Source organism: Paeniglutamicibacter sp. NPDC091659 (genome assembly GCF_044756805.1).
GTDB lineage: Bacteria > Actinomycetota > Actinomycetes > Actinomycetales > Micrococcaceae > Paeniglutamicibacter.
The window spans coordinates 274,479-297,652 of the sequence record NZ_JBIVTO010000001.1 but is presented as its reverse complement, the minus strand read 5'-3'; the positions used below and the strand labels follow the sequence as shown (position 1 = coordinate 297,652).

Below are 23,174 nucleotides of genomic sequence, written 5' to 3'. Positions count from 1 at the left end.
CAGTAAGCAGTAAGCCCAGGCGGGGCAATTGCCGCACGAAACCAAGAACTCCAGGGGTGGGAAGAATCCATGGTCCGCAAAACAGATCGAACGGATTTCATGAATCTTGACGAGGCCAGCAGGCTGCATGTTGCCCTGGCCGCTGCCCTTCGGATGCTGCTCATACTCGCCGGCTCATTCCTGCTCTACTTCCTGATTCCCGTCGGAGGCTTCAACGACGACAACCCCTTGGCCGCCTGGATCAGGCTTTCAGCGGTGGTCCTGGCGTTCATTGCGGTCCTTGCCCTGCAGATACGCATAGTGCTCTCAGCAAGCGTTCCCCAGGTCCGGGCGGTCGAGGCGGTCGTGGAAAGCGTCGTGGCTTTCGTGCTTTTGTTTGCGTTGCTCTACCTCTCTATTTCAACCAGCGACCCCTCGTCGTTCAGTGAACCGATGAACCGTGTTGATGCCCTCTATTTCACTTCCAGTACGTTCTCCACCGTCGGGTTCGGCGATATCGTTGCCACGTCATCGCTGACCAGGGGGCTGGTGTCGCTCCAAATGATCGCCGGACTCGGGGTCCTGGGGATGATCGCCAAGTTGGCCTTCCATGCCGCGAAGCAGGGTTTGAATCGCAGGGCCTGATTAGCCGACGGCGCCTGAGTGGAGAGCATCCGCTGCACCCATGCATGGACGCCGATGGCGGTGCACCCTTGTAAGGGGTGCACCGCCATCGGCGCGTGTGGGGACGGCCTGGCTAGTTCGCGAAGGTGTCCATCAGCTTTCCCTTGGCGTTCCAGAGCCCGAGCGAGTCGCCGCCGTTGTTCAGCACGGCAAGCTTTCGTCCGAGGTAGAAGGCGCCGGCGTTGTTGGTTCCCGGGCCCGGGTACACGCGCAGCCGGGCGCCCGGCTTCAGCTTGTAGCCCTTGCCGATGCGAAACACGTTGTTTGCGGTGTCGCGCAGCACATAGCCACCGACATCGACGGTGCGCTTGCCGGTGTTGGCCAGGATGACGTGCTCGCCGGTTTTGGCCTGCACGTCGTTGCCAGGCACGTTATTGACCGAGCCCACGATGACCACCCCGTCGTTCGAAGGGAAGACCTTCTTGCCGGCGAGGTGGAGGTTCAGCTGCTCCGGAAAGTTGCCGGTGATGCGCTCGACACCCAGCGCCAGCGACGCGTCCACCGCAGTCGTGGAGTTCACGGTGTAGACGCCCAGGCCCAGGCCGGCACCCTTGACGCGGGCGGCCCCCGCGGCATCCAGCCCGCGGTAGTCGGTGCCCAGGGAATCGGCGTAGGTCGCATAGCCGGCAAGGACCGCGGCGCCGGGAACTTTTCCGGTCAGCTGTTGCAGCGGGACGTGCGGGGCCAGTGCGGCAAATTTCTTGTTGGAGGCGACGTCGAAGCCGAGGACCTCGATCTTCCCCGCCCGTGCCAGCCTGCTCCATTTGGCATCCTTGGCCAACGCGTCGGCAACGACCTTTTCCACGCCCGGGGACTTGGCCGGGGACTTGATCTCGATGAACACCCCGGTGTTTCCGGTCAGGACACCGGCAACCTCGTTGAAGTGAGGGATCCGTTCCCCTCCATGACTGGCGGAGAAGTAGGAGCCCGCATCGAGCTTGCGCAGTTCCTTCCAGGTGAAGGAAGTGATCGGGTCGTTCGCGCGGCCCGGGAACACCTTTTCGACGTTGGTGGTGCGTGCCGGGGTTCCGTCGTGGAAGATGAACGGAACCCCGTCGCGGCTGAGCTGGACATCGATCTCGACGAAGTCGGCACCGGACCGGTTGCCAGCCTTGAGCGCCGAGAGCGTGTTCTCCGGCGCGACGCCGGCCGCGCCGCGGTGTCCGATGAGGATCGGTGTTTCGCTGTCGTTGGCGGTCATCGGCGCGGCAACGGCCGGCGCCGCCAATCCGGCGAGAATGCAGGCGGTCAGCGTTCCAAGGGCGAGGTTGCGAAGCTTCATGGTGTGGTTGCTTTCAGTCTCGGGGATGAACACACCCATCACCCTTGCGCGGCCAAACAGCCGTCCGGAGAAGACCAAGTGAACCGAGCCTTAAGATCTCCCGTGAGTGGACCTTGCGCTGTCATGAACGGTGTTGGCGGCAGTGGCCCCGCATAAACTCATCAAGAGTCGTCGGGAAGGGAACAGACCATGGTTGAAATGCTGGACACGGTAGTCGTCGGTGGGGGTGCGATGGGCTCGGCAACGGCATGGGCGTTGGCCACCCGCGGCCGCGAGGTCACGCTGCTCGAGCAATTCGAACCTGGCCACAAGCTCGGTGCTTCGCACGGAACAACCCGCAACCTGAACCTCGGGTACTCGGATCCCACCTACGTGCGGATGCTCGGTGAATCGCTCGCGCTGTGGAGGTTGCTCAGCGAGCAAAGCGGCACCGAACAGGTTGCGCGCACCGGAACCGTGAACCACGGCGACCCCACGGCCCAGGCCAAGACCTTGCAGGTGCTGAAGAACGCGGGCATCCGCGCCGAGGAACTCTCCGCAGCCGAGGCATCGGAGCGCTGGCGCGGCATCAAGTTCACCGGTCCCGCGCTGAACATGCCGGACGGCGGCCAGCTGAACCCGGACCTGGCGCTGCCCGGCTTCCAGCAGGTCGCCAGGGAGGCAGGGGCTGACATCCGGCACGGCGTGCGGCTGGTGGAGTTCCAGGTCCGCGGGGAGGACGACGTCCGGCTGCTGCTCGAATCGGCGGCCGGGACCGAAGCCGTTCACGCGCGTCGTGTTGTCGTCACCGCTGGCGCATGGTCGAAACATCTACTAGGGGATTCATTTACAATTCCCGCACTGACCGTCACGCAGGAGCAGCCGCTGCACTTTGCGCCAGCGGACCAGGGCGCAGTGTGGCCCGGCTTCAACCACGTACTGGTGCCCGGATCCCCGGGGTTCGAGCACGCCTATTCCCCCGTTTACGGGATGTTCACCCCGGGCGAGGGCGTGAAAGCCGGATGGCACGGGACAGGCGCGGTGACCGACCCCGACCGGCGAAGCTTCGCTTCCGAATCAAACCAGCGCCGCGCGCTGCAAGACTATGCGCGCGAATGGCTTCCGGGCGTGGACGCCGGTTCCTTCACGGAGATCAGCTGCACCTACACCAACACCGAGGACGAGGACTTCATCCTCGACCGCATCGGGCCCGTTGTCATCGGAGCGGGCTTCTCCGGGCACGGGTTCAAGTTCACGCCGGTCATCGGACGGATCCTTGCCGACCTGGTCGACGGCAGCGGGCCCGCGCCGGCAAAGTTTGCGGCAGCACGGAGGATCAGCGGTTCCGCATTCACCGACCGCCGCGCGCGGTTGCCACGGACCAAAGACTGATTTGTATTAGTCATTGCACCAGGCTCAGTGAGCCTTGTGGTGCACCAAAACGCCGTTGCCCGCCATTCCCCGGTGACAGGGAACGGCGGGCAACGGCGTCAACGGCCGAATCGGGACCCTGCTATTTGACGACCATGGTGATGGCTTCCTCCGGGCGGTGCCCCTGCTTGGCCTTCTGGATCTCCGCGTAGACGTGGTGGCGCAGCTCGGTGAAGCGCGGCAACGACCGCGTTTCCAGCTGGTCGCGCTCGGCCGGAAGGTCGATCACGATGTCTTCCTGCACCACAGTGGGCGAGGAGGACAGGATGATGACGCGCTCGCCCAGGTAGATGGACTCGTCGATGTCGTGGGTGACGAACAGGACCGTCACGCCCAGCTTCTTCCACACGCTGCGGATCAGGTCCTCGAGGTCGGCGCGGGTCTGCGCATCCACCGCCGCGAACGGCTCGTCCATCAGCAGCACCTCGGGCTGGTAGGCCACGGCGCGGGCGATCGCCACGCGCTGCTGCATGCCGCCGGAGAGCTGCCACGGGTAGGACTTTGGCACATGGGCCAGGCCCACGGCCTCCAGCGCCTGCTCGACCAGCACCTTGCGCTCGGCCTTGGGCACGCCCGCGTTCTTCAGCGGCAGTTCGACGTTCTCGGCAACCCGCAGCCACGGGAACAGGGAGCGCCCGTATTCCTGGAACACCACTGCCATCTTCTTGGGAGGCCCGGTGATGACCTGGCCGTCCAGGTGCACCTCGCCCTCGGTGGAACCGAGCAGCCCGGCAATGCACTTGAGCAGCGTGGTCTTGCCGGAGCCCGAGGGGCCGACCAGGCAGACCAGCTCGCCGCGGCCCAGGTCGAAGGTCAGGTTGCGGACGGCCTCGATGTCGCCTGCATCCGTGCGGTAGACCTTCTTCAGGTTGCGCACCGAGAGCAGCGCCTCGCCCTCGGGCAGGGTGCGCCCTCCGGCGTGTGACGTGGGGTTTTCAGACAGCATTTTCAACCTCTTTCAGGCCGTGGTACCAGCGCAGTACGCGCCGTTCGCACCATTGGAAGACAAAGGACAGGGCCACGCCGATGAGTCCCAGCACCACGATGCCGGACCACATTTCCGGCACGGCGAAGGACCGCTGGAATTGCACGATGGTGAATCCCAGCCCGGAGGAAGAGGCAAACATCTCGGAGATCACCATGAGGATCAGGCCGATCGACAGGCTCTGGCGCACACCGGCCATGATGGTCGGGGTGGCCGATGGCAGCACCTGGTAGCGGATGCGGCTGAATCCGGAGATCCCGTAGGAGCGGCTTGTTTCGTTTTGCACCGGGTCGATGGAGCGCACGCCCTCGATGGTGTTCAGCAGCACCGGCCAGATGCAGCCGGAAATGATGACAGCGATCTTCATGCCATCGTTGATGCCCACCAGCAGCATCAAGACCGGCACCAACACCGGCGGCGGCAGCGCCCGGAAGAACTCGAAGACCGGCTCGGTCAGCGCCCGCAGGGTGCGGTTCAACCCGACGGCCAATCCCAGTCCGATGCCCAGCACGATCGCGGCAAGCACGCCCACCACCAGCCGGATCACGCTGGGCAGCACGTCGGTGAGCAACCGTTCGCCGATCCAGGTGTCAATGAACGTCTCGATGAGTTTGGCAGGCGTGGGAACAAAGAAATTCGGTTCACCGAAAGTGGCAAGCCACCACCAGGCCAGCAGGATCAGTGGCAATCCCAGCAGGAAGCCAGCGGACTTCAGGGTTTTCATGCGGTGGCCTCCCCACGAACGGACGGGTGCCAGGACAGGACCCGCTTTTCCACCACGCGGGTGAGCACGTTGACCAGCACGCCCAGGAACCCGGTGGCCAGGATCAGCGCATACATCCCGGCGATGGCGCCGCCGGATTGGGCCAGGGCGATCTCGTTGCCCAACCCGGGGGAACCAATGAGCAGTTCCGCGGTGATCGCCAAGATCAGGGCCACCGAGGCGGCCAGGCGGATGCCGGTCATCAGGTAGGGCAGCATGGTCGGGACCACTACATCGCGCACCCGCTGCCACCAGGAGAACCCGTAGGAACGGGCGGTCTGCATGGCCACGTTGTCAACATCGGCAACCCCGTAGAGCACCTGGATGAGGACCTGCCAGAAGCAGGCGTAGATGATCAGCAGCAGCGATGATTCAAGCTTCATGCCAAACAGCAGCACCGCCAGCGGAATCAATGCCACCGAGGGGATCGGACGCAGGAACTCGATGCTTGAGTTCGTGAAGCGGCGCAGGAACGGCGACATGCCGATCACGAGTCCCAGCACCAGGGCAAGGACCACGGCGATCGCCAACCCGAGGAACCAGGCCAGCATGGTGTCGCCCACGGCAACCCAGAAGGCTGTCATGCCAAGGTCCATGGCCAGTGCAGCCAAGACCTCGGAAGCCGGCGGCAGGTACTTCGCCTTCACGACGCCCATGACCGGCATCAGTTCCCAAAGAGCCAGGAACACCAGCACGCCGATCGAACCCAACACGGGCTTGGGCAGTCCCTTGGATTTCACGCGCGGGACCTTGGCAAGACTCTTGGCCCGCGGCCTTGATTGAACTATTTGTGTCATCGCTGTCACCCTCCTTGAAACAGTTGGTCGGCGGCGATTTTTCCGCCATGGGTCACACGCAGGGCCGCCTTGCGAATCTTGCCGCTTGCCGTGCGCGGCAGGTCTTCGGCGAGCACCACCGATCGGGGAATCTTGTATCGAGCCAGCAGCCCGGTGAGGTGTTCAAGGATTTCGGTGTCGGTCACGTGCATGCCCTCGACAGGTACAACCACCGCACGGGGCACCTCGCCCCATTTGGGATCGGGGATCCCGATGACGGCGACGGCTGACACCGAGTCGAGCTGCATGATGGCCTGCTCGACCTCGGCCGGATAGATGTTTTCCCCGCCGGAGATGATCATGTCCTTGAGCCTGTCGGAAATGAAGAGGAATCCTTCTTCGTCGAGATATCCCATGTCTCCGGAACGGAACCAGGAACCTTCGGCGAAGGCCTCCGCACTGGCCTCCGGCCGGTTCCAGTATTCGCCGATCACGTTCGGGCCCGAAATGAGGATTTCGCCCACTTCGCCGGCCGGAAGAACATTGCCCAGGGGATCGATGATTTGGATGTCGGTGAAGTAGTGCGGCAACCCGGCCGAGCCGATCTTGTCGCGCGAACGCTCGGCCTGCAGCGAGGTGGCCCCTGGCGCGGTTTCCGTCATGCCGTAACCGCCGGAGAACCCCAGGCCGCGCTCCTCGTAGGCTTCGAGCACACGCAAAGGGACGGCGGAGCCGCCGCAGGTGAGCATGCGCAGCGAGGAAATGTCGGCCCCTGTCCATGCAGGGTGCTCGGCAAGCATCTGGAACGTGGTGGGAACGCCGGAGAGCGAGGTGATCGCATGCCTCTCGATGGCGGAAAGCACCGCGGCTGGCTCGAAACGATCCTGCAACACCAGGGTTCCGCCCTTGAGCAGCGTCGGCAAGGCGCCCATTCCCAAGGACGCGACATGGAACATTGGCGCAATCATCAGCGCGCGGGCGTCGCTTGTCACGTCGTAGTCGATGATGACGTTGAAGGAATTCCACGTCATGTTGCCGTGGGTCAGCACTGCGCCCTTGGGCTGGCCTGTGGTTCCGGAGGTGTAAAGAATGATGGCCGGGTCTTCCAAGCCCACGGCGATGTCCCGGTGTTCGGTGCCTGCGGCCGCAAGCGCACATTCGTAGGCCAACTCCGCACCCGGGGCATCCGCCACAGCCAGATGGTGTTCGACGGGGCTCTGCGGCATGGAAGCCTCCGCCAGGTCCTCGAGGGAAGCCGGGCTGACGAGAACCACGCTGCCCGAGTCGTTCAGCGCGTAGTTCAACTCGCGCGGGGCCAGACGGGTGTTGAGTGGAACGAAAATGGCACCAATGCTGCCGCAGGCAAAAAGGGTTTCCAGGAATGCGGGATGGTTGTTTCCCAGGTAGGCGACGCGTGAACCTTTCAGCACGCCCAGGTCGCTCAGGGCGTTGGCCAATTTGTCGACCCGCACCGCCAATTCGGCATAGCTCAGGGATGTATCGCCGTTGATGATGGCCGTTCGATCCTTCGACTTGATGCGTCGTTTGTGGATCCAACTGCCAAGCCCTTGGTTCAGCATTGGTGCCTTTCCTGCGTTCCGGCCCAAGCGGCCGGAACGCCGTAGATCTTTGCGGTGGGAGTTACTTGGCGGTCATGGCCGAGATATCCGGGGCCTTGGAAATAAAGGCGTGCTTGGCAGCCAGATCGCCAAGAGCAGTGAGCTGCTCAGCGGGCACAACACCGTTCCAGGTTTCCATTTTCAGCTTCTCGGCAACGGCCGCATCCATCTTCATGAATGCCGGCAACAGGGCCTTGGCTCCCGCTTGGTCCGCTTCCGCGGCGGCGAGCGTCTCCGTCATCGCGGCCTTGAAATCCGCCACAATCTCAGGCTTTTCCTGGGCAAACTTGCCGCTCGTGAAGCTCACCATGGTCGGCAGGCCGGGAATGGCATTTTGGTTGGGGTATCCGAGCAGCTTGTTTTCCTTGTTGGCCAGGGCCTTGGAAAGGAATGGTTCCGGAACCCAGATGGCGTCCATGTTCTTGCGTTCCAGCTGCGCTTCCATGTCCGGGAAGGGCATTTCGCTGAACTTCAGGGCTGCGGGGTCTCCCCCGTCGATGGCCGCGGATTCAAGGATGGTCAGATCGCCCTGGGTCTTGAGTGCGTTCACCGAGGTGGTCTTGCCGGCAAGATCGGCAAAGGTGTTGATTCCGGAATCCGCTCGCACCACGACGCCGTTGATGTCGTTGCCCTCGGCCTTGGAGTTTGAGTAACCGGAGACGATTTTCATGTCCAAGCCCTTGTCCACCGCGGTGATGACCGAGAGCGGGTTGCCGACTGCGAAGTTCAGGTCTCCGGTGGAAACCGCCGGTAGCATCGCGGCCCCGGCGGAACTGGTGGTGAATTCAACATCGAGACCATGCTTCTTAAAGATTCCCTTGTCGACTCCGTACTTCACCGCGACAGATGGTGCGATGGGAAGGACACCCACTACTACCTTGGTCAGCCCCGCCGAACCGGATGCACCCGTTTCCGTTGCTGCCTGTCCGGATGGGGAGCCCCCGGCGCAGCCTGTCAGCGCGAATGCTGCAAGCGTTGCCCCGGTGATAATCGCGGTGAATTGCTTCTTCATGATTTCTCCTGAGTGATTGTGATGCGGTTCCGGAGTCGCTACCCCATCCGCCAAGAACTTGTGATCGGCGCCACATGATTCAATCTAATTGCAACCATTGAAAAAATCAATGGTTAAATTTTTACTGTTTTCCAAGCCCGCGACAGCCCCTCCAGAAGAAGCGAGAGGGCACGCCAACGGCCGGGGCCACCCCTTCAGGCACCCCGGACGCAGGACCGCGGCTTAGGCGTAGAAACGGTAGATGCCTCGCGAAACGACCGACGGTTTTGCGGCACCCTCGACCTCGACCACCTGGTCGACGGCAATCTGGTAGCCGCCCTTGACTTCCTCGACCTCGGCGATGGTCGCCTTCATGCGAATGTTGGCACCGACCGGAACCGGGGCGGGGAAACGGACTTTCTCCAGGCCGTAGTTCACGCGGGTGGAAACGCCGGTGACGTCGAAGAGCTCGGACCAGAAGGCGATCTGCAGGCTCAGCGAGAGGTAGCCGTGGGCGATCGGACCGCCGAACGGGCCGCCCTTCGCCTTTTCCGGGTCGGTGTGGATCCACTGGTGGTCATCCGTTGCGTCGGCGAACGTGTTGACCTGGTCCTGCGTGACCACGCGGAAGTCGCTGTAGCCGAGGTCGGTGCCGGCAGCGTCTGCGAGCTGTTCATAGGAAAGAACTGTCTGGCCCATGGGGACCCTCCTGTAATTTGTTGGTGCTGGATAAGGAATGAGTGAAGTCTTGTGCCAGCCGGCTAGCGGAAGGCGCCGATGCCCGTCAGAGCCCGGCCGACGATCAACGCATTGATCTCGTGCGTGCCCTCGTAGGAATAGATGGCCTCGGCATCCGCGTGGAAGCGGGCGACATCGTAGTCGAGCACGATGCCGTTGCCGCCGCAGATTTCCCGCGCAATCGCCACCGTCTCGCGCAGCATCTTGGCCGTGAACATCTTGGCCATGGCGGAACTTTCGTCCTTGTACAGGCCCTGGTCCTGCTGTTCGGTGAGCCGCACAACCATGCCCAGACAGGCAGTGACATTTGCGAGCATCTGCGCGAGCTTTTCCTGGATCAGCTGGAACGACGCCAGCGGCTTGCCAAATTGCTTGCGCTCCGAGACATACTTCAGCGCCGCCTCGTAGGCGCCGGCTGCAGCGCCCGCGGCGATCCACGCGACGTCCGAACGCATGTTACGCAGGCATGCCGCGACATCGGCGAACGAGTTGATCCTCGCCAAGCGCGCCGAGTCCGGAACCCGCACGTCCACAAGCTCGATGTCGGCGTTCTGCATGATGCGCAGGCTGGCCTTGCGCTCGATCTTGGACAGCCGCACGCCCGGTGCATCCGTGGGAACCAGGAAGCACTTGACCTGGCCGTCTGCGGTGTCGCGGGCGAAGACCGCAAGCACGTCGGCCTGCGCGGCACCGCCGATCCAGCGCTTGGCGCCGTTGATGACCCAGGACCTGCCCTGCCCGTCCGGTTCGAAGGTCGCCGAGGTCTCAAGGCCCCCGGCAATGTCCGAGCCGTGGTCGGGCTCGGTCAGCGCGAACACGCCCTTGAAATCGTACGAACTGATCCGCGGATCGAGCTCTGCCGCCTGCGCTTCGCTGCCGCCCAGGTTCACCGTGGTCCTGAAGAGCCCGGACTGGGCGTTGTAGAACGTGGCGACCGAGGCATCGACGCGGGCCAGCTCGAAGTTCCTGAAGCCGGCAAAGAGTCCGCGGACCTTTTCCCCGGCCGCGAGAACCTCTGCTGGTTCCATCATGCCCAGCCCGACCAGCGGGCCGGTGATCTGTTCGGGGAATTCCCCGCGCTCCCAGTACTCGGCCACGACCGGGCGCACGTGCTCGTCCAGCACCGCGCGCAGACGCAGCAGCGCCGCACGTTCGGCATCGGTGAGCAGCCCGGCGAAACCGAGCTGGTCGCTGGGATAGAACTGGCTCATGACGCAGTCAGTCCCAGGACCCGCGCCGCGTTGTCCTTAAGGATCAAGGGGCGAACCTCGTCCTTCAGCGGCAGCTCGGCGAAGGCGCCGAGCCACTTTTCCGGGGTGATCAGCGGGTAGTCGGTTCCGAAGAGCACCTTGGTGGAAAGCACGTTGTTGCTCATCTTCACCAGCGAGGCCGGGAAGTACTTCGGGCTCCAGCCCGAGAGGTCTATGAAGACATTGGCCTTGTGGGTGGCGATCGAGTTGGCCTCGTCCTGCCACGGCACCGAGGGGTGGGCCATGATGATGGTCAGGCCCGGGAAGTCGGCGGCGACGTCGTCGAGCAGCAGCGGGTTCGAGTAGCGCAGCTTGATGCCGCGCCCGCCGGGAAGCCCGGCGCCCATGCCGTTCTGGCCGGTGTGGAAGATGCACGGCAACCCGAGTTCCTCCAGCGCCGCCCACAGCGGGTGGAACTCCTCGCTCGAGGGGTCGAAGCCCTGCAGCGAGGGGTGGAACTTGAAGCCGCGCACGCCAAGGTCGTTGGCCTGGCGGCGCGCCTCGGTGATCGCCTCGGCACCCGTGCGCGGGTCGACGGAGCCGAAGGGGATCAGTACGTCGTTGTTCCGCGCGGCACCGGCGACCAGGTCGTCGATCGAGTTCGGCGCATGGCCCAGCGCGGTGCGCGCGTCGACGGTGAACAGCACGGCCGCCATCTTCGCCTCGCGGTAGACCTCCGCGATCCGGTCCACCGACGGGGTGCGCTCGGCGGACTTGAAGTAGGCGGCCGAGGCCTCGAAGAGGTCCTCCGGCATGGCCTTGTGCCCGCAGTCGTCGACCTCCAGGTGCACGTGCATGTCGATGGCGGTGATGGCTGCGAGGTCTATCCGCGATTCGTATCTGGTGCCCATGGTCACGGCGTTCCTACTTGGCGGCCGGTTCGGGCTGAAGTTCAGCAGGAAGCGCCGGGAAGTTCTCGCCAACCGACTGCAGATTCCCGGCAAACGGGAAGCGTTCCTGCAAGGTTGCGTAGTCCCAGCCACCGTCGTTGAACTCCGACTCGATGGCTTCCGGGTGGCTCCACAGCTGCAGGCGGTCGCCGCCCGCGCCGATGGCCTGGCCGTTGATGTTGCCCGCGACGTCGGAGGCGAGGAACGCAATCAGGCCCGCAACGTCATCGGCGGTTCCGAATCCGAGCGTCTTGCGGAAGAAGTCAGGCATGGCCTCGCCGCGTTCCTCGGCCTCGACGGCCTTGGCGAAGTACGGGACGGTCTTGGTCATGGCGGTTGCCGCAACGGGGATGACCGCATTGACGGTGACGCCCGCGCGCTTCATTTCCAGTGCCCAGGTGCGCACCATGCCCACGATGCCGGCCTTGGCTGCCGCATAGTTGGTCTGGCCGAAGTTGCCGCGCTGGCCGGTGGGCGAACCGATGGCAATGATGCGCCCGGCGACGCCGTTTTCCTTGAAGTAGGCGTAGGCCTCGCGGACGCAGGTGAAGGTTCCACGCAGGTGCACGTTGATGACGAGGTCGAAGTCCTCGTCGGTCATCTTCAGGATCGACTTGTCGCGCAGCACGCCGGCGTTCGTGACGAGGATGTCCAGGCGGCCGAAGTTCTCGACGGCGGCGGCAACCAATGCCTTGGCGGTCTCGGTGGAGCCCACCGGAGCGACGACCGCAACCGCGCGGCCGCCCGCGGCGGTGATCGACTCGACTGCCTCGGCCGCGACGTCTGCATCAACGTCGTTGATGACAACGGCGGCGCCCTGTCGGGCCAGCTCCTGTGCGTAGCTCAAACCCAGGCCGCGTCCGCTGCCGGTGACAATTGCTGCTTTTCCCTCAAGTGACACGATGTACTCCCTCATAAGTTGCCTGTTGCCCCCGCGGCCCTGCGCATGGGAACCTTGCTTAGATACATAACAACTTAAACTCTTGAAAAAGTCAACGATTAAGTTTTTCACCAATTTGCAGGAGATGCCTTCATGCCACCCAAGTCGAGCACCATGGCCACCGGGATCGACCGATTCCTGGACTGCGAACTGGCGGGGGAAATCGAGTTCCTTGCGGCGCGGACGCGCTCGCTGGGCTCGGCGCGCGCCAACGGGCTGCTCGCACCGCTGGGGCTGAAGGTCCGCTCCTACTCGGTGCTGTCGCTTGCCTGCAGCGGCATGTCCCCCACCCAGCGCGAGCTGGCGGAGTTCCTGTCCCTGGACCCGAGCCAGATCGTGCCGCTGGTCGACCAGCTCGAAAAGGGCGGATTCGTCCAGCGCCATGCAGATCCGAACGACCGACGCTCAAAGGTCATCAGCGCAACGCCGGAGGGTCACAAGCTCTACAAGAAGGCCCGCCTGGAAACGGCGCGGGGCGAAGCCATGGCGATGGAACGCCTGAGCAAAGAGGAGCAGGACACCCTGCGCGACATGCTGGCGCGGATCGCCTTTACGGACTAGGTCTTGGCGGACAGGGCCTCAGCGGCTCGCGGCCAGCGCCTCTTGAACCTTGCACGCGGCTCGCTGAAGGGCGGGAAGCACCCGTTGCGCCGCTTCCTCGGCGCTGGGCGGGGACTGCGGCCCCACGCTCATGGAAACGTTCATGGCCGCGGCGATGCTGCCGTCCGCGTTGAACACGGGAACGGCAACCGAGCGCAACCCGATTTCCAGTTCCTGGTCAACGACGGCGAAACCCCGGGCGCGGATCTTGTCGAGTTCGATGCGCAGGTCCGCGACGTTGTCGATCCCTTGCCCGGTGGGCGAATGAACGCCTCCCGCCAGCAGCACGTCAACCACGCCCGGCGCCTGGTAGGCCAAAAGCACACGCCCCATGGAGGTGTTGGCCGCCGGGAACCTGGTGCCGACGGAAATGCCCACGCGCATGATCGAGCGGGTGTGCACGCGGGCGATGTAGAGGATGTCGCGGCCTTCGAGCACGGAGGCGGAGGCCGACTCGTGCACCTCGGTGGACAGGTCCTCCAGCACCGGCTCCATGAGCTGCGGCAGCGTGGCGCTGGACAAGTAGGAGTACCCCAGCTGCAGGACCTTGGACGTGAGTTCGAAGAACTTCCCGTCGCCGCGCACGTAGCCGAGTTCCTGCAGGGTGAGCAGGAAGCGGCGGGCAGTGGCGCGCGACAGGTCGGTGCGCTTGGCCACCTCACTGAGCGTCATCGAGGGATGGTCGACATCAAAGGCACAGATGACATCCAAGCCGCGGGCCAGTGACTGGACCGAGGTGGAACCGCCCGCGGCTGTGGTTCCTGCATCCTGGCTCATGGCGTGTGGCTCCTGTGTACTCAATTGTGGATAAAGGTTCCCGCTGAACTTCCGGGCGGGAAGCGCAAGAACGGGGGCCTTCTCTCGACTGCCCCCATTCTTTCAAACTTACCGCCTAGGCACCGCGCACCAGGTCGACCGGCAGTCGATCGGCGAGCTCCTCGAAGGAGATCCCGTGCGTGGAACGCACCGCCACCGTGGAATCGTTCAGCTCGAAGATCGCCGATTCGGTGTAGATGCGCGAAACGCAGCCCAGCCCGGTGACGGGGTAGCTCAGCGCCTCGACCAGCTTGGATTCGCCGGCCTTGGTGAACAGGCCCATCATGACCCAGGTGGACTTGGCGCCGATGGCCAGGTCCATGGCGCCGCCGACGGCGGGGATCGCTCCGGGAGCGCCGGTGTGCCAGTTGGCCAGGTCACCCGCGGCCGAGACCTGGAACGCGCCGAGCACGCAGACATCAAGGTGTCCGCCGCGCATCATCGCAAAGGAGTCCGCGTGGTGGAAGTAGCTGGCACCGGGCAGCTCGGTGACGGGGACCTTGCCGGCGTTGATCAGGTCGCCGTCGATCTCATCGCCGGTGGCGACCGGGCCCATGCCCAGCATGCCGTTTTCGGTGTGCAGGGTGACGTCCTGCTCGGCGTCCAGGAAGTTGGAGACGTTGGTCGGCTGCCCGATGCCGAGGTTCACGAAGGCCCCGACGGGGATGTCGGCGGCGACCATCGCGGCAAGCTCGTCGCGGGTCAGCGGCACTTCGGTGGTGGTGAAGGTGGATGTATCGGTGCTCATTAGTTGTTGCCTCCGAGTGCGACGAGGGTGTTGACGTAGATGCCCGGGGTCACCACGACCTCCGGGTCGATGCCGCCGACGGGAACGATCTCGTCGACCTGCACGATGGACTGCGTGGCCGCGGCCGCCATGATGGGGCCGAAGTTGCGGGCCGTCTTGCGGTAGACCAGGTTGCCGCGGGTGTCGGCGCGCAGGGCCTTGATGAGGGCGACGTCCGCGTGGATCGGGCTCTCCAGGACGTAGCCGCGCCCATCGATCACGCGGGTTTCCTTGCCCTCGGCCAGCTCGGTGCCGTAGCCGGTGGGCGTGAAGAAGCCGCCGATGCCGGCGCCGGCGGCGCGGATGCGCTCGGCCAGGTTGCCCTGCGGGACCAGCTCGAGTTCGATTTCCCCGGCGCGGTAGGCCTCATCGAAGTGCCAGGAGTCGGACTGGCGCGGGAAGGAGCAGATGACCTTCTTGACGCGGCGTTCCTTGATCAGCAGCGCGAGGCCGGCGTCGGCCTGGCCGGCGTTGTTGTTCACGACCGTGAGGTCGGTGGCGCCGTGGGCCAGCAGTGCGTCGATGAGTTCCATCGGCTGGCCGGCGTTGCCGAAGCCGCCGATCAGGACGGTTGCGCCGTCCTGGATGTTGGCCACTGCCTCTGCGGCGGTGGCGGCGATGCGTGGTGCCATGGTGGTTCTCTCCTTTGGAAGTTTGCGGTTCGGGCATGCGCCCTCGGGGGTTCAAATCCCCCATCCGGATTAGACTGCGTTGGGGTTTTCCAGCACGACGGCCAGTCCCTGGCCCACGCCGATGCAGATAGCCGCGACGCCCCAGCGCTGGTTGCCTTCCTGCAGGCGGCGGGCCAGCGTGCCCAGGATGCGCAGGCCCGAGGCGCCCAGCGGGTGGCCGATCGAGATCGCGCCTCCCCAGGCGTTGACGATGGTCGGGTCGATGCCCCAGGCGCGGATGCAGGCCAGCGACTGCGCCGCGAAGGCCTCGTTGAGTTCCACCGCAGACACGTCCGACCAGCCGATTCCGGCCTTGGCCAGGGCCTTGTTTGCGGCTTCCACCGGGGCGAAGCCGAAGAACTGCGGCTCCAGGGCTGACGAGGCGCGGGAGGCGATGCGTGCAATCGGTGCAGCACCCAGCAGCTCACCGCCCCGCTCGGAGCCAATGAAGGCGGTGGAGGCCCCGTCGGACATCGGCGAGGCGTTGCCGGCGGTGACGGTTCCGTTGGCCGCATCGCGGAAGACGGTGCGCAGCCCGGCAAGGGTTTCGGCGGTGGAATCGGCGCGGATGGTCTCATCCATCACGACCTCGGTGCCGCGCTTGCTGGCCGGCGGAACCGGGACCACGAGGTTTTCGTACTTGCCGTTTTCCCATGCCGCGGCCGCCAGTTGGTGCGAAAGCGCGGAAAATTCGTCCTGGTCTGTGCGGCTGATTGCATGCCTCACGCGCAGCTGCTCGGTGGCCTCGCCCAGGGAGACCGTCCACTCGCCGGGCATTGCGGGGTTGACCAGGCGCCAGCCCAGGGTGGTGTTCGCCAGTTCGAGGTTGGCCATCGGGAAGGGGCGGTCGGTCTTGGGCAGCACCCATGGGGCGCGGCTCATGGATTCGACGCCGCCGACCAGCACCAGGTCCGCGTCCTCGGTGTTGACCTGGCGGGAGGCGGCGATGGCGGCATCCAGCGAGGAGCCGCAGAGGCGGTTCATGGTGGTGCCGGGCAGCGAGGCGGGCAGGCCGGCGAGCAGGGTGGCCATGCGTGCCACGTTGCGGTTTTCCTCGCCCGCGCCGTTGGCGTTGCCGAAGATCGACTCGTCGATGGACGCCGGATCCAGCTGCGGAGCGCGGGCCACGAGCTCGCGGACCACGTGCGCGGCAAGGTCGTCGGGACGGTGTCCGGAAAGGCTTCCGCCGATCTTGCCGAAGGGCGTGCGGATCGCGTCGTAGAGATACGCCTGCTGCATGATGTGGGTCCCGACTTCCTGATCAAAATGTTCGCATCGTGAACTTACGTTCACTGAATGAACTTTATCAGCTGTGGCGCGTGCGCTTCAAGGGTTTGTCGCCAACCGTTTCGCGGTTCACCGAGACCGCCACCCGGCCACCGAGCCGCTTCAGGCGCCTGGCGAACGGCCCAGAACGACGCTCACGTCGGCCGGCGGCACCTCGATCGCCCCCTGGATGTCGATGCGGCGGGCGCCGCAATTTCCGGCGCAGCGCACGTACAATACTCGCCCCTCGGAGGTGTTGTGCGCGGATTCGACCACCCAAGCGTGCTCGTGAACCAGGAGTTCACGGTCGGCCTGGACGTCATCGTTTGTGGCTATATGCATCATGCAAACAACTCTGCTGTAATGGCCTTATGCATCTCAACCCTTACGGAGAATACGCCGTGCTTCTCGCGGCATCGCTGGCCAACGACATGCCTCGCGACAGGGACGGCATCGAGGAACGGGCACGGACGTTTGGGATGACCATGGACTTCATCTCCGCCCCCGAGGACCACGCATTGACGCGCCAGGTCGTCAATGACTGGCTGCGCGTCGTCGATGCCAAGGATCCACAGGAACGGGCGGACATACTCAACCAGCAAATGGCCGCCGCGGCAGCCTACCCCCGACTTGTCGACCACGATGACGAGGGATGGCACCTGCACTACCGCGACACGAACCAAAGCATGTCGCACGTCTTTCGAGCGATCTTCAGCGTCGGCACCGCGCTGCACCTGACCACTCGCGGAATGCACCGACTGGGCCGCTGCGCCGCCGGTGAAGAGCCAGGGGACCCATGCAGCGCGGTCGTCGTCGACGTCACCCGCAACGGCCGGCAACGCTACTGCTCGGTGCGTTGCGCCAACCGCGCGGCCGTCAGGCGACACCGCGCCCGCACCGGTTCGAACGCCGGGAGCATCCCGAAGCGCTGACCATGGCGCCGCCCAAAACGCCCACCCGCGGGCGCGGTCCGGGAAGATACAGCCGGCCAGGCTCCGCCCTGTCTCCTTGCTCCCCGACGGAAGTTCCGGTTGCCCTACAGTGGATCCATGGCCAATTCCCCAAGCGGGGATTCGATGCTCGATCGCCTCGTGCGGATCCTCGATTCCTTCGACGCCCACAACCCGACGCTGAGCGTCAACGCGCTCTCGCGCCGCGCCGATGTTCCGCAGGCCACCACCTACCGACTGGTCGACGACCTGGTGGCACACGGGTTGCTGGCCAGGGACGCAGACCGGCAGGTCCGGCTGGGCGTGCGGCTGTGGGAACTGGCGAACCGCAGTGCGGCAACGCTGGACCTGCGCCGGGCGGCGCTGCCCTTCATGGAGGACGTGAACCAGCTGGTGGGGCACAATACCCAGCTGGCGTTGCTGCATGAGGACGAGGTCCTGGTGATTGAGCGGCTGTCGCGCCCGGGGGCGGTGGTCAACCAGGCCAATGTCGCCGGCCGCATGCCGGTGCACCGAACCTCCATGGGCATGGCGTTGCTGGCCTTCTCCCCCGCAAACGTGCTCGAGGGATTTCTTGAGCGGCATGCCGAGACCATGCTCGCCACGCACCCGCAGCTGCGCCGCGAGCTGGCCGAGATCCGCCGCCACGGCTATGCGACGCTCGACGGGTTCATCGACACCGAGTCGACCGGCGCAGCCGTTCCGATCCTTGATTCCCGTGGCCATGCGGTGGCGGTGTTGGCCGTGGTGGTTCCGCGCGGTTCGGAAATCCTGCCCGCGGCGATCATGGCGTTGCGCACCGCGGCGCGCGGCATCACCCGCGCGCTCGGCGCCTAACACAACGAGCGCCCTGGAAACCTTCTATTTGTCGGCGTCTGCGCGCTCAAACACGCCATTTTCGGCGGTCTCGCCGGGGAGGTTTCCCTTGGACGAGCGCATGAAGGCGACGGCCACGGCTGCGATCAACACCACGATGCCCACGCCAAGGTACAGCTGCCCGGCGGTCCATGCTGCATCAAGCAAGGTGCCCGCCGCCAGCGGTGCCAGGATCGCGCCGAAGCGTCCAACGCCAATCGCCCATCCGACGCCGGTGCCACGGTTTTGCGGAGCATAGGAGGCCGGCGCCAGCGTGTAAAGACCGGCGATGCAGCCGTTGATGAGCATGCCCACCACGATTCCCATGGCAAAGGCGAGGGCCAGGATTCCCGCGACGGAAATGAACAGCACCATGGTGACCGAGGAAAGCACGCTGAACACCACAAGCACCTTGCGCGCCTCCCACTTGGTGGTCAGTGCACCAAAGAGCAGTGAACCGAAGGTTCCGCCCAAGGTCAGCATGAGCCCGCCCACCACGCCTTGGCTTTCGGTCATGCCGGCCGTCACCAGCAGCTTCGGTGTCCAGCTGTTGACGAAGTAGAAGCCGAACATGGTGGCGAAAAAAGCAATCCAGATCAGGGCCGTGGATCGACGGTTCTCCGGAGCGAACAGCGCGGCCAGCTGCCGGGCCTTGGCCGCACCGGCCGACCCGCCAGCCACGGCCTCAGGCAACAGCACCGTGTCCTGGTCCAACCGCAGCTTGTTCACCAGTGCGGCGAGCCTTGCCTCGGCCCGCGCAGGCCTCTTGCTCACGAGGAAGTCCACGGATTCGGGCACGATGGCCAGCAGCAGGAGCAGCGCAACGGTGCTGACAATGCCGCCAAACACGAAGACCGAACGCCAACCGTAGGACGCCTGCAGGGAAACCGCGGCCATGCCGCCGAGGGTGGCGCCCACCCCGTATCCGGCGGTGTAGATGCTCACCGCCATGCCGCGCCAGCGCTTGTTGGCGTACTCGCTGGTGATGACGTTGGTGCAGGCAAGAATGCCGCCCACTCCAAGACCCGTGACCACGCGCCACAACCCGAGTTCCAGCGCGGAGTGTGCGGTGGCGGAGAGGAACATGCCCGCCGCCGCGAGCCCCGTGGTGAAAAGCAACATCGGCCGACGACCAAAGACGTCGGCAAAAGGCGCAAGGACCAACGAACCTGCCGCCATGCCGAATAGCCCGGCGCTGAGCAACACCCCCAGCTGGGAACCGCTGAGTCCGAACTCGGTCGATACTCGGTTGGCGGTGAAGGCCATGGCCAGCACGTCGAACCCGTCCAAGGCGTTGAGGAGGGTGCAGACTCCGACGACCACCCACTGGAAGGGCGACATGGGTGAGGCGTCTATGCGTTCTCTGATGTTCATGCGGGCGAAACTCCTTGCACTTTTTGGGCGCGACAAATCACGCACGGACAGCTTCGACGGCCGGACGCGAGGGATACCGCGAGGTTTCTTGGTGAGGTTTGTTTAGTTGGGTTCGATGGTGATGATGGCCGGCCCTGTTCCGCCGTCGGCATCGGACCGGCCGCCGGTGGCGGAGGTGACTCCGCGCGAGACGCAGCAGTTCATTTTCGTGGAGAGCCGCTGCTGGCGCTCGGAATAGAACACGTCGCGGTGGTCAATGGCGCCCTGGAGGTCGAGGATGCGGACCTCGCACAGGCCGCATTCCCCCTTGCGGCAGTCGAACATCATGTCCGCACCCGCGTCCTCAAGCGCCTCGAGCATGGAGCGGCCCTGCGGCACCCTGACCTCCAGATCCAGCTTCGGCACCCTGACGATGAATTCCTCGGGGTCGTACCAGCCGCTGTTGCCGAAGGTCTCGTAGCGCAGGTTCGGCAGGTCAAGCTCGCGCTCCACCCAGCTGCGGCGCACCGCGTCCATCAGGCGGATGGGCCCGCACATGTACAGCTCGGTGTCGGCATCCGCGCGCCCCACCAGCTCGGGCACCTTCAGCGAGGTGCCTTCGGCATCGACGTGGACCTCGAGCCTGCCCCCGTGCAATTCGGACAGCTCGCCCAGGTAGGCCATGGCCTCGCGGCTACGCCCCACGTACACCAGCGTGTAGTCGGCCTTGAGGCGCTTGAGCACAGCGGCCATGTTGGCGATGGCGGTGATGCCGATGCCGCCGGCCAGCAGGATATAGCGTTGCGCGCCGACCCGCAGCGGGAAGTTCTGCAGGGGCTGGGTGATTTCCATCCGCCGCCCCGGAACCAAGCCGTGCATGAAGATCGACCCGCCTCTGGACAGCGGCGCCTTCATCACGCTGATCACCAGGCGCGTGCCGTCGTCGTTGGATTCCACCACGGAATACGATCGCTTGGCCTCCTCCCCGTCGATGACGACCTTCAGGTCGATGTGCGAGCCGGGTTCGGCCCGCTTGGGCAAGGTCGGTTCCAGGACGATGCGTAGGATGCCGTCCGCCACCGGCACCGTCTCGATGACGGTTGCCGATTGCCAGGTTTCGATGTTTGTTGCTGCCATGAGTGCTGTTCAGCCTTTCGGGAGTGGTCCGGCACCGCCTACGCGGAGGTGGCCAGTCGGCCTTCGGCGGCGAGCATGCCCTCGATGATGCGGCGTGCCCACATGCCGCCGGAATCGATGTTCAGGTTGTAGAACTCGTAGTCGGGGTTGGCGTCGATGGCAGCCTGCTGCGCCATGAGCATCACCTCGTCCTCGCCGAACACGCCGTGCACGCCGTCGCGCAGCTGGGTGGTGATCAGCTGGCTGTCCAGGCAGTAGTTGCGCATGAAGGCCCAGAAGTAGTGGGCTGAGCGGTCGGTTTCCGGGGTGATGGTGTTCATGACAAACCCGTTGACGCCCTGGCTGCGGTCGCCCTCCGGGGCTCCGGTGCCGGCCTTGGCCACGCCCACGTCGATGTTGATGGTGCCGGGTGCCTCGAAGTTGATGATCTGCCAGCGGTCGACCTTACCCTCGAAGCCCGGGAACTTGTCGCGCATGTTCTTCAGCCAGAACGGCGGTGCGTCGATGTTGAGCATCCAGCGGGTGACAGTCACTTTGTTGCCCTCGCGGACGGTGACGAAGTCCGATTCGCTCAGCTCTTCCTGTCCGATCGTGGAGGAGTGGACAAATTCCTCGTGGGTCAGGTCCATTAGGTTGTCCAGGACCAGCTGGAAGTTGCAGGCGGCATGGATGGTCAGCCCGTCGCCGGCCCACTCGTCGGAGCTCATCTGGTGCATGTCCGGAACCAGGTCCGGGTCTGCAAGCGTCGGATCGCCCATCCAGATCCAGATGTAGCGGTAGCGCTCGACGACAGGGAAGGACGGAACCGTCGCGCTCGGATTGATGGTTTCCTGGGCGGGCATGGAGACGCAGCGCCCCGCGGAGTTGTAGACGATGCCGTGGTACGGGCACTGGATGGTGTCCTTTTCCATGGTCTTGCCCATGGAGAGCGGCGCCAAACGGTGCCAACAGGCGTCGGCCAGCGCGACGGCCTTGCCGTCCTCGGCGCGGTACATGGCCACCGGGCGGTTGGCGATGCGGCGGGACATCGGCTTGCGGGTCACCTCGTGGTCCCAGGCAGCGACGTACCAAGCATTCAGCGGGTGGGGCAGGACCTTGTTGGTGGTGGAGCTGGTGGATGAAACGGCAGTCATGGTTTTCCTTCCGGGGCTGTTGCGCCCGCCCCCGGCGCAATGGTGCGCGGGACGGTGGGCCAGGCGAAAGGCATCCGGTGAGCTTGGCGCTCAACTACCTATCGACATAGTGAGTTGCGTTGCTCCAGAGTAACTACGGATATAGTGATTGGCAACACATCTTGAAAGAAAGTTGTCAATGAGTCTCCGCTACGCCCTGCTCGCACTGCTGAACGTCGAGCCCATGACGGGGTACGACTTGTTCAAGGAATTCGAAACGTCGGTGGGGCACGTATGGCACGCGCCCGACTCGCAGATCTATCCGGAATTGCGGCGCATGGAAGCCGAGGGGCTGCTCGAGGGCGAGGAAATCCCCTGGGGTTCGCGAGGGAAAAAGCGCCAGTACCACGTGACCGCGGCCGGCCTCTTGGCCTTCCGGAGCTGGATGAACACCACCTTGGAGTACGCCCGCATTCGCGAGCCCGCACACCTCAAGGCCGCATACCTCGAGTGGGCGGAACCGGAGGCCGCGCGCGAGCAGATGCGCGCCCACATCAAGCACCACAGCGGACTGCTCGAGCAGTGGCATGAAAAGGTCAGGGAAATCGACGAGGGCACCAGCCCCATGCTGGCCCGGCGACTGGCCCACACTCCGGAGGCGGACAGGGAAAAAACCGTCGCCTACAAGCGGTTCACCTACGAAGGGCTGATCGCCCAGGCTGAGGCCGAGGTCGTCTGGGCAAACCGCGGGCTGAAGCTGATCGACAAGCTCAACGGATAGTCTCGACGGCCCCGGGCGCGGGCGAAAAGACATCGCGTCGGCCTTGAATTCGGGTGGGACATGGGGCTCAATGGCGGTGGAACACCTGGAACTTCACCAACGAGGGGATGCACTTTCCATGTTGCTGGACGGCATCAACCACATTGCGATCATCTCGAAGGACGCCGGGAAACTGGGCGAGTTCTACCGGACGGTGTTTGACGCCATCGTCGGTCCCACCCGCGGCCATGGCCCCGGCGAAACCATGACGAACATCAAGATCGGACCCTCGACCGAACTCAACGTGTTCGTGATCAGCGGCAACACCGAGGCCGACAGGCAGACCCCGATGTGGGGCCGCGGCCGCATCGACCATATTGGCCTTGCCGCGGCTTCGCCCGAGGCATTCAAAACCATCCAAGCCAGGCTCGTGGAGGCCGGCGCCAGCGACGGCACGGTGAACGACTTCGGTGCCGTACTCAGCATGTTCTTCCGGGATCCGGACGGGCTCGAGGGCGAAGTGCTGGTTCCCAAGGGCTGAACAACAGGACGCGGACCCC

General features: G+C 64.7%; 25 protein-coding genes. 7 read left to right on the top strand and 18 right to left on the bottom strand.

Annotation, left to right across the window (positions count from 1 at the left end; translation table 11 throughout):
• Window positions 1-69: 69 nt before the first annotated feature.
• Window positions 70-624 (top strand): potassium channel family protein, encoded by a 555-nt coding sequence (locus ACIQLF_RS01425; protein ID WP_400293806.1) that lies wholly within the window; start codon window positions 70-72, stop codon window positions 622-624.
• Window positions 625-736: 112 nt separating this feature from the next.
• Here the strand turns inward: ACIQLF_RS01425 and ACIQLF_RS01420 are convergent, their stop codons facing one another.
• The gene (locus tag ACIQLF_RS01420; RefSeq protein ID WP_400293805.1) at window positions 737-1,945 is read right to left on the bottom strand and encodes a glycerophosphodiester phosphodiesterase family protein; all 1,209 of its coding nucleotides are present in this window, start codon (window positions 1,943-1,945) and stop codon (window positions 737-739) included.
• A gap of 189 nt (window positions 1,946-2,134) precedes the next feature.
• Here ACIQLF_RS01420 and ACIQLF_RS01415 point away from each other — a divergent pair, with 189 nt between their 5' ends.
• A complete protein-coding gene (locus ACIQLF_RS01415) occupies window positions 2,135-3,316 on the top strand; it encodes an FAD-dependent oxidoreductase (protein WP_400293804.1) in 1,182 nt (393 codons plus the stop codon).
• 121 nt (window positions 3,317-3,437) lie between these two features.
• Here the strand turns inward: ACIQLF_RS01415 and ACIQLF_RS01410 are convergent, their stop codons facing one another.
• From ACIQLF_RS01410 to ACIQLF_RS01370, 9 genes are all read right to left on the bottom strand, one after another.
• The gene (locus ACIQLF_RS01410; RefSeq protein ID WP_400293803.1) at window positions 3,438-4,301 is read right to left on the bottom strand and encodes an ABC transporter ATP-binding protein; all 864 of its coding nucleotides are present in this window, start codon (window positions 4,299-4,301) and stop codon (window positions 3,438-3,440) included.
• Window positions 4,291-5,064: an ABC transporter permease gene (locus tag ACIQLF_RS01405; protein WP_400293802.1), complete on the bottom strand. Its 774-nt coding sequence runs from the start codon at window positions 5,062-5,064 to the stop codon at window positions 4,291-4,293. Before ACIQLF_RS01405 ends, ACIQLF_RS01410 begins: the two co-directional genes overlap by 11 nt.
• Complete coding sequence (locus ACIQLF_RS01400) at window positions 5,061-5,900, bottom strand: ABC transporter permease (RefSeq protein WP_400293801.1); 840 nt, start codon at window positions 5,898-5,900, stop codon at window positions 5,061-5,063. The genes ACIQLF_RS01405 and ACIQLF_RS01400 overlap by 4 nt, the downstream gene beginning before the upstream one ends.
• A gap of 5 nt (window positions 5,901-5,905) precedes the next feature.
• Entirely contained in the window at window positions 5,906-7,459 is a 1,554-nt protein-coding gene (locus ACIQLF_RS01395) for a long-chain fatty acid--CoA ligase (protein ID WP_400293800.1), read from the bottom strand.
• 61 nt (window positions 7,460-7,520) lie between these two features.
• Window positions 7,521-8,510: an ABC transporter substrate-binding protein gene (locus ACIQLF_RS01390; RefSeq protein ID WP_400293799.1), complete on the bottom strand. Its 990-nt coding sequence runs from the start codon at window positions 8,508-8,510 to the stop codon at window positions 7,521-7,523.
• A gap of 222 nt (window positions 8,511-8,732) precedes the next feature.
• A complete protein-coding gene (locus ACIQLF_RS01385) occupies window positions 8,733-9,188 on the bottom strand; it encodes a MaoC family dehydratase (RefSeq protein ID WP_400293798.1) in 456 nt (151 codons plus the stop codon).
• 62 nt (window positions 9,189-9,250) lie between these two features.
• Window positions 9,251-10,438, bottom strand: coding sequence for an acyl-CoA dehydrogenase family protein (locus ACIQLF_RS01380; protein WP_400293797.1), 1,188 nt, complete (start codon window positions 10,436-10,438; stop codon window positions 9,251-9,253).
• Window positions 10,435-11,328 carry an amidohydrolase family protein gene (locus ACIQLF_RS01375; RefSeq protein ID WP_400293796.1) on the bottom strand — a complete coding sequence of 298 codons (894 nt, stop codon included), beginning with the start codon at window positions 11,326-11,328 and terminating at the stop codon, window positions 10,435-10,437. The genes ACIQLF_RS01380 and ACIQLF_RS01375 overlap by 4 nt, the downstream gene beginning before the upstream one ends.
• Window positions 11,329-11,341: 13 nt before the next feature.
• A complete protein-coding gene (locus ACIQLF_RS01370) occupies window positions 11,342-12,268 on the bottom strand; it encodes an SDR family NAD(P)-dependent oxidoreductase (RefSeq protein ID WP_400293795.1) in 927 nt (308 codons plus the stop codon).
• A 132-nt stretch (window positions 12,269-12,400) separates the two neighbouring features.
• Between ACIQLF_RS01370 and ACIQLF_RS01365 the strand changes: the two genes are divergently transcribed.
• Window positions 12,401-12,868 (top strand): MarR family winged helix-turn-helix transcriptional regulator, encoded by a 468-nt coding sequence (locus ACIQLF_RS01365; protein WP_400293794.1) that lies wholly within the window; start codon window positions 12,401-12,403, stop codon window positions 12,866-12,868.
• Window positions 12,869-12,886: 18 nt separating this feature from the next.
• Here ACIQLF_RS01365 and ACIQLF_RS01360 read toward each other — a convergent pair whose 3' ends face one another.
• The 5 genes from ACIQLF_RS01360 to ACIQLF_RS01340 all read right to left on the bottom strand — a co-directional run bounded on the left by ACIQLF_RS01360 (window position 12,887) and on the right by ACIQLF_RS01340 (window position 16,792).
• The gene (locus tag ACIQLF_RS01360; protein ID WP_400293793.1) at window positions 12,887-13,684 is read right to left on the bottom strand and encodes an IclR family transcriptional regulator C-terminal domain-containing protein; all 798 of its coding nucleotides are present in this window, start codon (window positions 13,682-13,684) and stop codon (window positions 12,887-12,889) included.
• Window positions 13,685-13,799: 115 nt separating this feature from the next.
• Window positions 13,800-14,471, bottom strand: a complete 672-nt coding sequence (locus ACIQLF_RS01355; RefSeq protein WP_400293792.1) for a 3-oxoacid CoA-transferase subunit B — start codon at window positions 14,469-14,471, stop codon at window positions 13,800-13,802.
• Entirely contained in the window at window positions 14,471-15,142 is a 672-nt protein-coding gene (locus ACIQLF_RS01350) for a 3-oxoacid CoA-transferase subunit A (RefSeq protein ID WP_400293791.1), read from the bottom strand. The genes ACIQLF_RS01355 and ACIQLF_RS01350 overlap by 1 nt, the downstream gene beginning before the upstream one ends.
• Before the next feature lie 69 nt (window positions 15,143-15,211).
• On the bottom strand, window positions 15,212-16,420 hold the full coding sequence (locus ACIQLF_RS01345; RefSeq protein ID WP_400294992.1) for a thiolase family protein: 1,209 nt from the start codon (window positions 16,418-16,420) through the stop codon (window positions 15,212-15,214).
• Window positions 16,421-16,570: 150 nt separating this feature from the next.
• The gene (locus ACIQLF_RS01340) at window positions 16,571-16,792 is read right to left on the bottom strand and encodes a hypothetical protein (RefSeq protein WP_400293790.1); all 222 of its coding nucleotides are present in this window, start codon (window positions 16,790-16,792) and stop codon (window positions 16,571-16,573) included.
• 26 nt (window positions 16,793-16,818) lie between these two features.
• Between ACIQLF_RS01340 and ACIQLF_RS01335 the strand changes: the two genes are divergently transcribed.
• Entirely contained in the window at window positions 16,819-17,379 is a 561-nt protein-coding gene (locus ACIQLF_RS01335) for a CGNR zinc finger domain-containing protein (protein WP_400293789.1), read from the top strand.
• A 117-nt stretch (window positions 17,380-17,496) separates the two neighbouring features.
• A complete protein-coding gene (locus ACIQLF_RS01330; RefSeq protein WP_400293788.1) occupies window positions 17,497-18,234 on the top strand; it encodes an IclR family transcriptional regulator in 738 nt (245 codons plus the stop codon).
• 24 nt (window positions 18,235-18,258) lie between these two features.
• Here ACIQLF_RS01330 and ACIQLF_RS01325 read toward each other — a convergent pair whose 3' ends face one another.
• From ACIQLF_RS01325 to ACIQLF_RS01315, 3 genes are all read right to left on the bottom strand, one after another.
• On the bottom strand, window positions 18,259-19,626 hold the full coding sequence (locus tag ACIQLF_RS01325; RefSeq protein WP_400293787.1) for an MFS transporter: 1,368 nt from the start codon (window positions 19,624-19,626) through the stop codon (window positions 18,259-18,261).
• A 102-nt stretch (window positions 19,627-19,728) separates the two neighbouring features.
• The gene (locus tag ACIQLF_RS01320) at window positions 19,729-20,742 is read right to left on the bottom strand and encodes a PDR/VanB family oxidoreductase (RefSeq protein WP_400293786.1); all 1,014 of its coding nucleotides are present in this window, start codon (window positions 20,740-20,742) and stop codon (window positions 19,729-19,731) included.
• Window positions 20,743-20,780: 38 nt separating this feature from the next.
• Window positions 20,781-21,875, bottom strand: a complete 1,095-nt coding sequence (locus ACIQLF_RS01315) for a Rieske 2Fe-2S domain-containing protein (protein ID WP_400293785.1) — start codon at window positions 21,873-21,875, stop codon at window positions 20,781-20,783.
• A gap of 178 nt (window positions 21,876-22,053) precedes the next feature.
• Between ACIQLF_RS01315 and ACIQLF_RS01310 the strand changes: the two genes are divergently transcribed.
• Complete coding sequence (locus ACIQLF_RS01310; protein ID WP_400293784.1) at window positions 22,054-22,635, top strand: PadR family transcriptional regulator; 582 nt, start codon at window positions 22,054-22,056, stop codon at window positions 22,633-22,635.
• Between the two features lie 70 nt (window positions 22,636-22,705).
• Window positions 22,706-23,155, top strand: a complete 450-nt coding sequence (locus tag ACIQLF_RS01305) for a VOC family protein (RefSeq protein ID WP_400293783.1) — start codon at window positions 22,706-22,708, stop codon at window positions 23,153-23,155.
• Window positions 23,156-23,174 lie beyond the last annotated feature (19 nt).